Genomic DNA, 14312 nt, shown 5'->3' on the forward strand with positions numbered 1-14312 from the left:
AATCAAACATAAAAAACAACCTTTATGGAAACGCAAGCAATCTATATGAAAACTGTAAATCCTTCTAAAAGTGCAAGAATCACCGGTTGGGTGATTTCTATTCTCTGCCTCCTTTTCCTGGTGGTAGACGGGGGTATGAAAGTGGTAAATGCCGCTGAATCTGTAAAAGGCAGCACCCATTTGGGCTGGCCGGCAGAACTGGTACCAGGCCTCGGTGTTGTATTGCTGATCTGCACCCTGCTGTATGCCATACCACGTACCGCAATACTGGGCGCTGTATTCATCAGCTGCTACCTGGGCGGAGCGGTAGCTATTATGGTACGGGTAAATGAACCATACTACTTCCCGATTATTTTCGGTATCCTGGTATGGGTCGGATTATACCTGCGTATTCCCGCACTGCGCGCGCTGTTCCCGGTGAATAAAGCATGATTTTGATTTGCGTAATTAATATGATTATACTGATGAGCGAAGGTGAACAATGATTCATCTTTACTTTATCTCCAGCGGATAAAAATCCGCCAAAAAACAACAGGCCGCCTCATTATGAGACGGCCTGTTTTCATCTATCTATCATTATAAAAGCAATCTATTTTGTAGGGACCATTTTTCCTGTAGCGGTCGACTGTCCCACGGTTAGTTTGTAAATGAATAACATCCTGTACTGATCCGGCACGCGGTACTGTACCTGTTGTACACTGCCCTTGCTGACTTCGCCGCTAAACACCACGGCTAACCGGCGTCCCTGCAGATCATAAAGTTCCAGTTGTGCTTTACCGGTTTCCGGCGCTACATAACGGAATGTGATCATATCAGTGTAAGGGTTCGGGAAGGCGTTGACAGTCAACTTAGCCGGCGCTGGTTCCGGATTGAATGTTGCGTGATCCGGCTCGCTGTTCATCACCTTGGTAACGTTGCTCACCGCGGTCACAGATTTACCCCAGCCCATCAACGCAGCACATTTATCAAATCCATTATTGATGGCATCAACGGCGGCGTTTACATCAGAGATACTGACACCGCTAACGGTTTGGCCTCCCAGGTATTTGTTGGCCAGTGCATACAAGCCTTGCACGGTAGCCTGTCCGGTAGACGACAGATAATCCACCACATTCTTAGGCAGGATGTAGGTATTTATTGTGGATACCGGCGTACTGCTGCCGCAGGTGGTGAGTTTGGCAGTGAACAGGGTATCGCCCTGGATGGTCAATCCTGACAACGTAGGCGTAACACCCATGTTGAAGAACAATGCCATTGTTTGCGCCAGCAATACATTGCTGATCTTACCATAATTGGATTTCGCAATTGAAACAGGCACGTTAGGCCAGGTGGCCGATTTGCTGTAAGTTGCATATCCTTTCAGTGCAACCGGTGTACCTCCGCCGGGCAACATGGCGAATATGTTGTCGCTGGTGATATCGCTCAGGAACAGGGTAAAGAATTTACCCGTTGCTTTCAGGCCGAAGATAACGGAATCACCTGCCTGTGCATCTGTCACCTGTGTCATCATTTGTTTGGCGGTAAAGCTTCTGCCTCCCGGAGTGCATCCTGCGCCGCCCTTGTTACCATAAAATCCCTGGGTGTAGGTGCAGTAGCTGGCGCAGCAGCTAACAGCAATGGCCTGTTCTACATAAGTTGAATTACCACAGGCATCTGTTGCTGTCCAGCGCCTGATGTAGGTAAACGGACAAACGCTTCCTTCTTTCCTGTCTTTGGTCACTACATCGACTGTGCCGCCACAATTATCTGAAAAAGTTGGGGCATCAAATACGATGGCTGCTGAACAACTGATTGATTTATCATTCGCTTTGGTTACTACTACAGGAGCAGTATTGTCATTCACCACGATATTTTGTTTAAGCGTATCTGATTTGTTGCCACAGGCATCTACTGCCCACCATTTGCGCACTACGGTGAATTTGTTCACACAGGTGCTGTCTTTTGTTACTGCGGAGTAATAAACAGTAGCATTGCCGCAATTATCTTTGGCTGTAATAGTCTGCGGGCCAGGTATATCTTTGGCGCAGCTCAGTTGCAGATCGGTCACCGTACCGGATAGTACCGGCGCTGTGTTGTCTTTTATGTGAACGGTTTGTTTCACAGAGTCGCTGTTGCCGCAAACATCCATAAATACCCAGGTACGCACAATCGTAGAATCGCAGGCGGTGCCGCTGCCGGTTTCGCTATACACCGGTGTCAGTGTTACATCGCAATTATCGGTGGCCGTAGGAGCTGGCAGCGCCGGGATATCACCTATACACTGTACGTTCACTTCCTTGTCAAAATCTGCGGTGATCACTGGCTTAACATCATCGTTTACGGTGATGGTTTGTGTCAGCGTATCAGAAGTATTACCGCACGCGTCTTCTGCCCACCACTTGCGTACCAGTTTGTACTTGTTCACGCAGGTACTGTCTGTAGTATATTGCTTCATCTGCACCTGTACATTTGCCAGGCAGTTATCCGAAGCTGTGATAACCGGTGCCGGCGGCAGATCTTTCGCGCAGCTGACTGTTGCATCGGCTGCGGCGCCGGATAGTACCGGTGCGATGGTATCTTTGGCATAAAATGTATGCTCGCAGGTGTTGGTTACTTTGCCGTCGGGGGTAGTAGTAATCAGTTGCAGCGTATATGCCCCGCAAACGCTTCCTGCCATTACGGTAACCGTGTCTTTGTTGGTGGCGCCTGTTATGCTGCCGTTGCCCGTGATGCTCCACTTATACGAACCAATTTCGGATGCCGGAGGACCCTGGTAAACGTTTACAGAACCCGGGCAAACAGGGTCAGGACCATCTATCAGGCAAGGCGATACCGGGTGTTGGATAACGGTGATTACTACCGTGTCTTTACCTGAACAGCCGGCATTATCTGTAGCGGTCACCACAAACTGGAATGTTCCGGTGGATGTTGGAACGAATTCGGGATTAAAAATGTTAGGATCGGAAAGGCCGGTTACAGGACTCCACTTGAAGGTATATGGAGCGGCGCCTCCGCTTGCAGATGCGCCCAGGTAAGCCGTATCCAGGTGGGTGATCGTTTGATCTGCACCGGCATTTGCCAATACTTTTGAGATATTGACAATATCGCCGGGGGCAGTATGTGAGTTGAGGTAACAGGTATCAGAAAGCCCGTTACGGGTTACGATCAGCTGAAGCGTGAAGGAACCCGCCGTAAATGCTGAACCAACAGGTACTACCTGTATGTTGGCAACGGTGTTATTGACAATCTTGGCATTGGCCGTATTGGCGCCGGTAATACTCCAGAGATAGGTAAGCCCCATGGGGTCATCTACCGTTGAGGTATAGCTAAGAGAAGTAGTTTCCAGGCAAGCGGTGGTAGGCCCGCTAACGGTACATTTGGGGGGAATAAAAACAGCATTGGTTTTCAGGGATCTGTCCTGATTGCCAATGCTGACCACATCTCCGTCAATGATCCAGTTTTTCAATCTCATGTGATAGGGGGAACCATTAATAGCAGAAGCCGAGTTGGTTTCCCCGGTGACAGGATCTTTTCCCCAGTCAAACACGCTGGCAATATGACCTCCCCATGCCAGTACAGCTGTTTCTTTTAATGCGGTAAAAGTTATGTTGATCACGGTTTCAGATTGGGAGGCAGTAAGACTGCCTTCAGATGCATACACAACGCTCGTGATATTTGCGTTGTAGCCCGTCATCACCCTTTCAGCAGCAGTCAAGTCACTGAAGCTGGCGGAGGGTTGCCCTGTAACAGGCGAGCCCGCGCTGGATGGCGTTGGGATGGGCTCAACATCTGTAGAGGTAAAATAGCCGGGCGGAAACCCCGTGATGTTCAACAGCGGATTTACTGTTTCGGCTGTATGCAGGAATACGCCGTGCGGCTCCAGTCGTTGGAACTGGGTGATATAGTCCAATGCATGTTTTCCGCCGTTCATGACATCCAATCCAATAACAAGGGTATATGTTTTATTGACTACCAGGTCTGTTAATATGGCGCGATAGGGAACGGAATACCCTTCCAGGAAATGCGCCTGCTGGTCGTTCAGGTTACCATTCACCCAATCCACAGGAGACAGGGGCGCCGTGGATTTGCCGTTGGCGCCCTGGTCTAAATTGGCTGATTGAGCATGGACTTGTGTGATAGTGCCGGTAAAGGTATTGAGGGATAAAAGAAGGAACAGGCATCTCAGGTAAGAACGTGGAGTAAGTTGAAAATGGTTGCGTAGATCTGTTGCGCTCATAAAACACAAATTTTTTGTGAACAAAAGAAATACACCCCGTGCTGTAAGGAACACGCGTTTTTTGAGGGAAGACTAATACCACAAATAGTACAGCAGCGCCATACAGGTATATCATCTGCCTGATATGTTGAATAGTGGGAGATTCAAGAATATAGCTAAAAGAGGAGATTCAGGGGAGGTATAGCTAAAATGAAGTTAATCTGTGTAAATCGGTCCAGACTTGCTCTCGTAACAAAAAATCGGTTCCTAAAGTCAATTGGTTGATATAAATTTCAACAATGATACAAAGGTTAGAATTTTTTTTCAGTTTAGAAAAAAATTAACAGATCGTTATTTTTAAGCTTTTAGTCATTAGCTGTTAGCTTTTAGTAAATGCAGCGGAAATCATATTATGATGATGTTGATTATCGCTGCATTTACTAAAAGCTAACAGCTAATGGCTAAAAGCTAAATGATCATCATTTTTGATTAGTTTTGCATCAACCTACATACCCGGATTGAAAAACCAAAAGAGCGTATAACCCCCGGTATAGGTGCATTGCCAGGCTTTTAAACCATGAAAAAATTTATTACCCTATGAACCAGTATGTAGCCGGAAACGGAGAGCAGCAGATAAAAATGGCTGTTGACATTTCTACCAATGGATTTGCGTGGACAAGAGGTTTTACCATACAGGAAGATGGTACCAAGATGCCTATACCCAACGGCGTATCTGATGCCTCCGGCGATATCAGGCTGATGCCCCTGGGGCGCGCTGTAAACCTGCAACGGAAAAGCATTCACATCGTTACCAAAATAGAGCTGTTCTGGGAAGATATTACTACCCGCGAAATAGAATTTAAGAAGATAGGCGCCCGCTACATCTTTGACGATGGTACAGATGGTCATAAAGAATTCACCACACCTGACCAGGTGATCAATGCCAGCGGTGATTTTAGCGTAGTTTATTTACTGATGACCGTAAAACTGGATTGATCATGAAACAAGTTATACGTATCCTGTCGGGATTATTAATCCTGTTGTCCGGTCAGCAATTATATGCACAGCAAATGACCAATGCAGAAAAACTGAGTGTGCCACAATCCAGCGCATTCAAACTGGTAGACATTTCCCCCACTTTAATAGAATCGCCCGCCACCCCAAAAGCTTTTGGATTAGGCGTACTGCAAAGTTTTAGCGGCGATGGGTGGCCGCAGAATTATACCGCCCAGTTTACACCCTACTGGTGGGCACTCCCCAAAGGCAGGGATGTGTTTAACTTTATAGGGGTAAAACGATATAAAAATGGCGCATCACCAGAGGTCTGGAAAACAAACCCATTTTCTGCGCTTAAATTCACCAATATTTCGATTGCGTTTATAAAAAAAGACATGGTACCCGACACGGTTACCACATCACAGAAAGTTTTTTCCGCCGGCTTTCGTACCACGGTAATCCGCGCCTATGGCAGGGGATATGCCGAGCGACTGCATGCCCTTGTGGATACACTAACCCAAAAACAACAGGCGGATATCCTGGACCTGGTAAGCTCAGATCCGGCCTACAGCGCGGCAGTACTAAGCGGAGATACGGCCACTACCGCCCGCATTATCCGTCAGTATACCGCCCGGAAAAATGAGGCCTTATCCGCATTGATGAACCGGGTAAAAAGCCAACTGGTAGAAAAGCCCGTATTTCAGTGGGATGTTTCCGGCGCCTATGCCACTTATGGTATCGCTGATACCACCTGGAAAACTGGCAGGGCGGGCATCTGGAGCACCGTGGTATTCAATGCGCCGTTGAATGTCCACCGCACCGGAGCGATTACTACCAACTATCTCAGTATTGCCGGTTATGCCCGCTATATGTACGATGCTTACGCCATCGAAAAAGGAATGATTGCGCATTCCAATAGCGTGGACGTAGGTGGCCGCCTGTCGTTAGAGTTCGATCCTGTCAGCTTTGGCATGGAAGCGATTTACCGGAACTATGCGGTGGGGGATAACCTGAAATCCCAGCGCGTAGTAGGATTCGTTAATTACCGGGTGGCAAAAGATTTGTATATTAACGGTGCATTTGGCAACGATTTTGGCCTGGATAAATCACGTATCCTCGCTTTGTTTGGCGTGGTGGTAGGATTTGGAAACGAGAAACTGGATATGAGTAAATTGCCTTCTGCGCCTTAGTAATTCAAATCATATGCAGGCGGATATACATACACTTTACGAGTCCCCGATGTGCACGGTCCATAATTTTTTATGCCGGTGCAGGGAGTGTTCTGTATCTGAAAAGGAATACCAGTCAACGTTTTCTATGGCCTATATCCGCAGTGGCAATTTCCGTTTCCGTGTTTTCCGGAATGAACTGGATGCCTACAGCGGCTTATTCCTGATCTGCAAACCTGGCTATGAACACCAGATAGCCCATGTTCATGATATTCCGGATCAGTGCACCATTTTCTCTTTCCCGGAAGAAAATGTGGAGCTGCTGTTACAACACGCAGCCAGCTTCTCCTGGTTTTTTAATAATCCCGATATCCATTCCATCCTGGTAAAAGCCACTCCTGAAATGGAGTTTATGCACCAGCGTATTTTCCGTTTGCTGCAGCAAACCCGTTACCAGCAACTATGGGCGGAACAACTGATGACGGAACTATTCCTTATGGTACTATCGGCCGGTAATCCTCAACAGCCATTGCCGCAATTAAATGATAAACAAAAAAGAAATTACCTGCCGGTGATAGAACAGGTAAAAGAGTTTATCAATGAAAATTATGCAGATAACGTGTCTTTGCCACAGTTGGCGTCGTTGGGCAATATGAGCCCGTTTCATTTTAACCGCCTGTTTAAACAGATCACCGCTGCCGCACCTTACCGTTACCTGTTGCAGGTAAGATTAAAACAGGCCCACCTGCAACTTTGTAATACCCGGCTTCCGGTTACCAACATCGCTTTCGACACGGGCTTTAACAGCCTCGAACATTTTTCGGCTGCCTATAAAAAACAGTTTGGAAAATCACCTTCTGCGATGCGCGGCTAAAAAGAGCAATTTTCCTTAAATGAATGCCTATCCACCCCTTTAGTTTTGTGGTATCAAATTTAATATCATGAAAACGCAATTATTAACGACCCTTGGAAATGCAAAGAATTACACCCTGGGTGTAGCCGAAGCAATGCCGGAACAACATTATGACTTTAAGCCCACTGCCGCTGTGTGGAATTTCGGAGAACTGTTGCACCATATCGGCTATGGTATTGGCTGGTGGAAAGAAAATTATATCCGGCAACAACCGGCCGACTGGAACCCACCTGCTGCCAAAGCCGGTAAAGCAGCTGCTGTCAGCTACCTGAAAAAAGCTTTTGCATCACTTGAAAAGAGCATGGAGAAAGTTCCTTTATCCGATGAGGTACTGTCTGGTTTTTATGCTACATTGGATCATATAACACATCATCGCGGGCAAGCTACTATATACCTGCGGATGAATGGGATTATCCCACCGGAATATGTTTACTAATCTTAAAATAATAACATGCCAGTATATTATATCAATACCTATGACATTATTGATGAGGAAGAATACGCGAAGTATGGACCGCCGGTAATGCAGTTGCTGAAAAAATACGGGGCTGAAGTATTGGCATCAGATCTCAAGGCCATTTCGATGGAAGGAACTTTGAGGAAAATGAATGCAGTGATCAGGTTCCCGTCAGAAGAGGCTGCACTGCAATGTTACAATGACCCGGAATACCAGCCATTAAAGGCCATCCGGTGGAATTCTACTGCCAATTGCACTATGACACTTGTGCATGGTTTCAGCTTTTAACCGCTGATTTTCTTGCCCAGGATTTGTCTTGCCCAGGATTAAATTGATTTTGTTGATTAAAATGATTTTTTTTTGATTTTTGAAAGATGGAAAAGATTTTACGAAAGATATAAACAGGCAACTTCCTTTTCATCTTCTAAAATCTTTTCCATCTTTCAAAAATCAAAAAAAAATCATTTTAATCAACAAAATCAGTTTAATCCTGGGCAAGACAAAACTCGCTAAAATCGCTCCATCATTCGTTTGATACCCTGTTTCTCTGCCTGCGTTTTCGCGAGATCATAGGCCCGTTGGAGGTTAGCCATCGCTTTTTTAGGATCGATGTTTTTATAAAGTTCACCCAGCAATAGGAAGTAGAAATGGTTGTTTTCCAGTTTCAGCTTCTCCGCTTCTATGAGCGCTGCCTGTTGACCGTTGGCTTTATATAGGGCAAAGGTCCGGTTCAGCGCTACGCTGGGAGAGTAGTTAATCATCAGTAGTTCATTGTATAATTGTAAAATATCTTCCCATTTCTCCGGGGTATCTTCTTTTATACAGTGCCAATAGGCAATCCTGGCTTCCAGGTGGTAGGAACTGACTTCATCGCCGGCGGCGGATAAAGCCAGGAAATGTTGGCCCTGGTTGATCAGCGCTTTATCCCACAATGTTTCATTTTGCTCTTCATAAAGCACCATGGTGTCATCATTTGTTTGCCGTGCATTAAAGCGGGAAGCATGAAAACACATCAGGGCAATGAGGGCATTTGTTTTTGGCAGATTGGTTTTATTGTACTCGGTGAGCATGAGGCCCAGCCGCAAAGCTTCTATACACAGGTCCTTCTGCAATATCTGGTTTTGTGTTTGCGAATAATAGCCTTCGCTGAACAGCAGGTAGATGATATGGAGCACATTGTCGAGCCGGTTAACGATTTCATGTTCCGGCGGCAGCTCCATTTTTATATTTTCTGTCCGCAATTTCTCTTTTGCGCGGAACAGTCTTTTGTTGATGGTTTCTTTATTGGATAAAAAGGCTTCTGCAATTTCGTCGATGCCAAAACCGCAAAGAATGCGCAGTGCCAGTCCTATCTGCGCTTCGCTGGCAATAGCGGGGTTGCAGATGGCAAAAAGCATTTGCAGTTGACTGTCTTTAATCTGTTGCGGAGAAAAACTAAGGTCGTCCATTTCTGCACTTTTTTCTTCTCTGGCAGTTAATTCCGGCATTACTTTTTGTTCATAGATTTTGTTTCTCCTGAAATGATACAGTGTTTTTTGTTTGGCGACCATATACAGCCATGCCGTTGGATTAGCGGGCAGACCTTTTTCATTCCAGGATTCTGTTGCCGTCAAAAATGTTTCGCTGACAATATCTTCCGCGGTTTCGATATGCTCTAGCCCGTACATGTGGCTGATTACCGCCACCATTTTGGAGAATTCCTGCTGGAATAATTGCTTCAGAGATGCGTGTCCTGTTTCCATATGTCATAGCAAAATCCACCTTTGTAAAAAAGGTGGATTTTGTGTGATGATAATAAGTAATTATAAAATAGCCCTGATCTCAACGCTGCCGTTGGCATCCAGCGCAGGACAGCCATGAGCCAGCGTTGTAGCATCTTCCAGGCTGTCGGCTTTCACGATGAGAAAACTGCCGAGTCGCTCCCGGATTTCCACGAATGGACCGTCTGTTACCACTCCACCTGCTTTCAGTACTTTACCATCGGTGTCCAAACGGCGGCCGTGAGCGGAAACCTTTCCCTGCGCAGCGATGCCTCCCACCCAATCCTGCCATTTTTTAGCAATGGTTTTCATTTCATCCGGTGTGGCGTTACTGTAGTCGTAGCTTGGCTGACGGAATATTAACATGAACTCTTTCATCTTGATGTTGATTTAAATAAGTGAATGAATGTACGAATTTGGTCAATTGTAAGAAATATTAATTTGCCTGTGTTGCAAACATACCAGGTTTATAACCGCCGGCCACAGGCAGGAATGCTGCATTTAAACGGTTGTAGCTGTTGATGGCGATAGTGGCCACTGTCAGATCTACCAGCTCTTCTTCAGAAAATACCTGGCGTGCTGCGGCATAAATTTCATCCGGAACATGCGCCTTTGTTACCGCTTCTGCCCAGGCGAATGCAGCCCGTTCACGTGCTGTATAAACAGGCGAGTCTTTCCAGGCATTCAGCATATAAAGACGTTGCTCCGTTTCCCCGATGGCGCGGAGATCCTTGGAATGCATATCGAGGCAGTAAGCACAACCATTAATTTGTGATACCCTGAAATAGATCAGGTGTAAAAGCGGTTGTTCAATAATTGATTTGGAGAGGTAAGCACCTAAACCATTTAATGCTCTGAACGCATTAGCACCTTTTTCTACATAGTTAATTCTTTGTTCCATGATTCTTTTTATTTAAGATTGAATGTTTGTGTTTATACTTCAATAATGACTGACCTTTTCCCAATTGGACATCTCCGGAAGAAAAATTTCTAAAAAAATCATTTTTTTTATCGCTGATATAATACAGTGGCGGGTTTTGGGAGGAAAAATAATCTGTTTTTTTCGGGGCCCAGGGGTGGAAAGGCATCAATTTGACCGCCGTAACACGCAATAATCTGCACTAAATTCGTACCTTCTGGTAAGTTATACTCCTAAACCATCAGGCCGGCACTCCTCATGATACCCATATTATGACCAACAATTATTATATAAATTCTTCAAAAACAATTTAACCATGAAAATTGGTGTTATTGGTTCCGGCGAAGTAGGACAAACGCTGGGGACCGCATTCTTAGCCGAAGGACACGATGTAATGCTGGGTACCCGCAACCCTGCCAAAGAAGAGGTACAAACCTGGAAAAATGAAAATCCAAAAGGCCAAACGGGGACTTTCGATGCTGCTGCACAATTTGGTGAGCTGCTGATCCTCTGCGTAGCTGGCAGCGCTGCCGAGTCGGCCGTGCAACAGGCCGGAGTGGCCAATTTCGCCGGTAAGACCGTCATTGATACTACCAATCCTATTGCCGGCGGACCACCGGAAAACGGGGTGCTGAAATTTTTTACAGCGCAAAACAGCTCCCTCATGGAAAAGATCCAGGCCCTCCTCCCGGATGCCAGCGTGGTAAAAGCCTTTAACAGCGTGGGGAGTATGCAGATGTATAAGCCACAATTGTCCGGTGGCCTGCCTACCATGTTTATTTGCGGTAATGATACCGCTGCCAAAACAACCGTAACGGGTATACTAACGGATTTTGGCTGGGAAACGGAGGACATGGGCGTTGCCGCTGCTGCCCAGGCCATAGAACCCCTTTGTATATTATGGTGTATACCCGGCTTTTTGCGGAACAGCTGGAACCATGCGTTTAAATTATTGAAGCCGTAGGAGTGGGGGGTATTCATGTGTTTTTTAGGGAGAAATTTTATTTTAACAGGCATCAAAGTATATTTGGCGTCTGAAATCAGGCCTATGCCCAATTCCCATCAATACACCGATGCCGCAGACTATATTAACCGGTTGAAGTTTGATTATATAGATACCTATTCCTTGCAACGTGGTACTGTTTATGAGAATCAGTACAAACAACAGAGCGAAATGTATATGCGGTTAAGAACATGGAAAGAAAGGGGCAGGAGGCTGTCCCCCGGTGAGGAAGAAACCTATCAGCGGCTTATTCCCCACGTAGGTTGTACACAATATCTTATAAATGACAATGGAGAGTTTCATTCTTCCAGTAACAGAACAAATAGCTTCCGGCACGATGATCAAAAGGTAGATTTGCTGAAACGAATTTTAAGAACAGCGGTAATAGAAGAACCACACTTTCTTTGTGCTCCAATTTATCGTGACGGGATTGTTTTTTATGATGCCACTGGTAAAATGGTATCCTCTCTGAACGTTTGCCTTGAGTGCATGTACATGGAAACTGCCGCGTTTCAGCATATTAGAGGGGATTATGAGACATATGACCTGCTAAAGAGATTTTTTATTAACATCGGACATGAGGTAGAAAACCCTGGTTATTTTATCATGGATGAAATCAATAAACAACGGGCAAAGAATAATAAGCAGAGATAATCTGCCTGTACAACTTTTTATCCAGCTTATATGACACATATCGATCGGATTCAGTCCGCAAGAGAATCACTGTTGGGTTTATCCATTGGCGATGCTTTTGGCGAAACATTTTTTGGTAAAGAAGAGGTGATTGCCGACCGGATCAGCAGCCGGCAAATACAGGAAGGCGAGTGGCTTTTCACAGATGATACAGTGATGGGGATTGGCATCTATAATATTTTATCGGAGTATGGAGAAGTAAACCAGGATCAACTGGCCCGGGTATTTGCGGAGAATTACCGGCTCGATGATTACAGAGGCTACGGTGGTACGGCTCATGCCATTCTAAAGGCAATAGGTGCAGGTAGGCATTGGGAGGAGGTGAGCAGCAGTGTATTTGATGGCATGGGTTCTATGGGCAATGGTGCGGCAATGCGCTCTGGTCCCATTGGTGCCTACTTCAGGGACAATGTGGAAAAGATCAAAGAACAGGCCTCCCTGGCGGCAGCGGTGACACATTTTCACCCCGAAGCAATGGCAGGTGCAGTTGCGGTAGCCCTGGCAGCCGCATTTTGTGCGAATACACCGGCAGTATCCGCTGCATCGTTTTTTGATTTCATTGTTGGCCACACGCCGGAAAGCGACGTAAAGTACAAGATAAGGAAAGCCGCTACGCTGCCGGTAAATTATGATATACGGACAATCGTTTCCGTTCTTGGTAACGGTATGCAGCTAACTGCGCAGGACACGGTGCCTTTTGCCTTGTGGTGTGCGGCCCATCATACCGCCAATTTTGAAGCAGCATTATGGAAAGCTGTCAGTGGTCTTGGCGACCGCGATACAATTGCCGCTATCGTTGGAAGCATAGTTGTGTTGTCTGCCCCCAAGCATACCATTCCGGTACAATGGATCATGCAGACAGAAAAATTTGATCAAAGCCCTTTTTTCCCCGTCTTTTGATCACCGGAATCCGTCCATACGTCAAATATCTTTTTACATACCTCCCGCTACCGGTAGGTTTGTGAAAAAATATATTGTATGCAACCACAATTACCCGCCCGTCAGGCTTATCTGGATTGGTTAAGGATTTTCGCTATCATCGGTGTATTGTTTTTTCATTCCGCCATGCCCTATGTGGCCGAGTGGTCCTGGCATATAAAAAATAAGGAAACCAGCCATGCGTTACTGGAGTTCAATGATTTTGCCCATCGTTTCCGGATGCCCCTGTTGTTCTTTATTTCAGGTACGGTGAGCTATTATATGCTGCAGCGCAGAAGTGGTGGCGGTTTTATTGGCCTCCGCGTCAGGCGGTTGTTGGTGCCGCTGTTACTGGGCATCCTGGTAATTGTGCCGCCACAGGTATATATGGAGCGCTTAACGCAAGGATTTAAAGGTAATTTCTGGAGCTTCTACCAGCACATGTTTACTACAGGCGCTTACCCCAAAGGTAATCTCAGCTGGCATCATCTCTGGTTTATCTGTTACCTGCTGGTATATGATATCGTTTTTGCTCCTTTCTTTGTATGGCTCATTTCTCCCAGGGGAAAGGCTTTTATCGGGAAAATGAACTGGATGGCCAAAGGGAAATGGATTTATCTGCTCATGATACCGGGTGTGCTGGTCTATACTTTTATGGCACTTAAGTTCCCGGAAACGAACGACCTGGTACACGACTATGCTTATCTTCCCTATTGGCTGTTTTATGTGCTGGCGGGTTTTATCTGCATAGCCAATCCCGCCTTTATGGACAGCCTGGAACGCAATCGCCGAACTTCACTGATGATTGCTTTTGCCAGCATATTGTTCATTAACTACCTGCGCTGGAATAAACTGGAGCCATGGATGGTGTACACCGACTTCAAACTGGCGCCGGCAACTTACCTTTTTATGGCCATTTCCGCTATCTGCGCCTGGATGTGGGTGTTGGCAATTGTTGGATATGGAAAGAAATATCTTAATAAACAAAGCCCGGTGTTGTCATATATCAATGAAGCCGTATATCCCTTTTACATTTTACATCAGACGGTGATTGTGCTGATCACTTATTACCTTGTGCAAACAGGGGATGGCGTTGGATTACTGTATTCATTTACGGTAGTAGTCACCTTTATGATCAGCATGGGTATTTTTCACCTGTTTATCCGGCCCTTTGGTGCTATGCGCTTTCTTTTTGGGATGAGATCCCGGCAACCGGCGGTAAAACAGCCGGCAGCAGAAGACGTCCTGCCATTGATGACCTCACCTCAGCCCGCAACCGCATAATTAAT

At 46.0% G+C, this 14312-nt stretch carries 14 protein-coding genes; 10 read left to right on the top strand and 4 right to left on the bottom strand.

Annotated features, from left to right (window positions below; translation table 11 throughout):
- The first annotated feature begins 24 nt into the window (after positions 1-24).
- Positions 25-432 carry a DoxX family protein gene (locus KE626_RS29035; RefSeq protein WP_211976575.1) on the top strand — a complete coding sequence of 136 codons (408 nt, stop codon included), beginning with the start codon at positions 25-27 and terminating at the stop codon, positions 430-432.
- Between the two features lie 157 nt (positions 433-589).
- Here the strand turns inward: KE626_RS29035 and KE626_RS29040 are convergent, their stop codons facing one another.
- Positions 590-4216, bottom strand: a complete 3627-nt coding sequence (locus tag KE626_RS29040; protein WP_211976576.1) for an HYR-like domain-containing protein — start codon at positions 4214-4216, stop codon at positions 590-592.
- A 576-nt stretch (positions 4217-4792) separates the two neighbouring features.
- Here KE626_RS29040 and KE626_RS29045 point away from each other — a divergent pair.
- From KE626_RS29045 to KE626_RS29065, 5 genes are all read left to right on the top strand, one after another.
- Complete coding sequence (locus tag KE626_RS29045; RefSeq protein WP_211976577.1) at positions 4793-5191, top strand: hypothetical protein; 399 nt, start codon at positions 4793-4795, stop codon at positions 5189-5191.
- 2 nt (positions 5192-5193) lie between these two features.
- Positions 5194-6381 (top strand): hypothetical protein, encoded by a 1188-nt coding sequence (locus KE626_RS29050; RefSeq protein WP_211976578.1) that lies wholly within the window; start codon positions 5194-5196, stop codon positions 6379-6381.
- 127 nt (positions 6382-6508) lie between these two features.
- Positions 6509-7234 carry a helix-turn-helix domain-containing protein gene (locus KE626_RS29055; RefSeq protein ID WP_211976579.1) on the top strand — a complete coding sequence of 242 codons (726 nt, stop codon included), beginning with the start codon at positions 6509-6511 and terminating at the stop codon, positions 7232-7234.
- Positions 7235-7301: 67 nt separating this feature from the next.
- Positions 7302-7709, top strand: a complete 408-nt coding sequence (locus KE626_RS29060; RefSeq protein ID WP_211976580.1) for a DinB family protein — start codon at positions 7302-7304, stop codon at positions 7707-7709.
- A 15-nt stretch (positions 7710-7724) separates the two neighbouring features.
- Positions 7725-8018 (top strand): DUF1330 domain-containing protein, encoded by a 294-nt coding sequence (locus KE626_RS29065; RefSeq protein WP_211976581.1) that lies wholly within the window; start codon positions 7725-7727, stop codon positions 8016-8018.
- Between the two features lie 221 nt (positions 8019-8239).
- On the opposite strand, the gene KE626_RS29070 is transcribed toward KE626_RS29065, so the two are convergent.
- Genes KE626_RS29070 through KE626_RS29080 form a run of 3 tightly spaced genes read right to left on the bottom strand, consistent with a single transcriptional unit; the run spans position 8240 to position 10391 of the window.
- Complete coding sequence (locus tag KE626_RS29070; RefSeq protein WP_211976582.1) at positions 8240-9472, bottom strand: RNA polymerase sigma factor; 1233 nt, start codon at positions 9470-9472, stop codon at positions 8240-8242.
- 60 nt (positions 9473-9532) lie between these two features.
- Positions 9533-9868: a YciI family protein gene (locus KE626_RS29075; RefSeq protein WP_211976583.1), complete on the bottom strand. Its 336-nt coding sequence runs from the start codon at positions 9866-9868 to the stop codon at positions 9533-9535.
- A gap of 58 nt (positions 9869-9926) precedes the next feature.
- Positions 9927-10391, bottom strand: coding sequence for a carboxymuconolactone decarboxylase family protein (locus KE626_RS29080; RefSeq protein ID WP_211976584.1), 465 nt, complete (start codon positions 10389-10391; stop codon positions 9927-9929).
- 334 nt (positions 10392-10725) lie between these two features.
- On the opposite strand from KE626_RS29080, the gene KE626_RS29085 reads away from it, so the two are divergent.
- The 4 genes from KE626_RS29085 (at position 10726) to KE626_RS29100 (ending at position 14307) form a co-directional block, all read left to right on the top strand.
- Entirely contained in the window at positions 10726-11373 is a 648-nt protein-coding gene (locus KE626_RS29085; protein ID WP_211976585.1) for an NADPH-dependent F420 reductase, read from the top strand.
- An 84-nt stretch (positions 11374-11457) separates the two neighbouring features.
- Positions 11458-12066 carry a hypothetical protein gene (locus KE626_RS29090; RefSeq protein WP_211976586.1) on the top strand — a complete coding sequence of 203 codons (609 nt, stop codon included), beginning with the start codon at positions 11458-11460 and terminating at the stop codon, positions 12064-12066.
- A gap of 30 nt (positions 12067-12096) precedes the next feature.
- Entirely contained in the window at positions 12097-13005 is a 909-nt protein-coding gene (locus KE626_RS29095) for an ADP-ribosylglycohydrolase family protein (RefSeq protein WP_211976587.1), read from the top strand.
- A gap of 78 nt (positions 13006-13083) precedes the next feature.
- Positions 13084-14307 (top strand): acyltransferase family protein, encoded by a 1224-nt coding sequence (locus KE626_RS29100; protein WP_211976588.1) that lies wholly within the window; start codon positions 13084-13086, stop codon positions 14305-14307.
- Positions 14308-14312: the final 5 nt, after the last annotated feature.

The sequence above is a fragment of the Chitinophaga hostae genome (genome assembly GCF_018224885.1).
Classification (GTDB): Bacteria; Bacteroidota; Bacteroidia; order Chitinophagales; family Chitinophagaceae; genus Chitinophaga; species Chitinophaga hostae.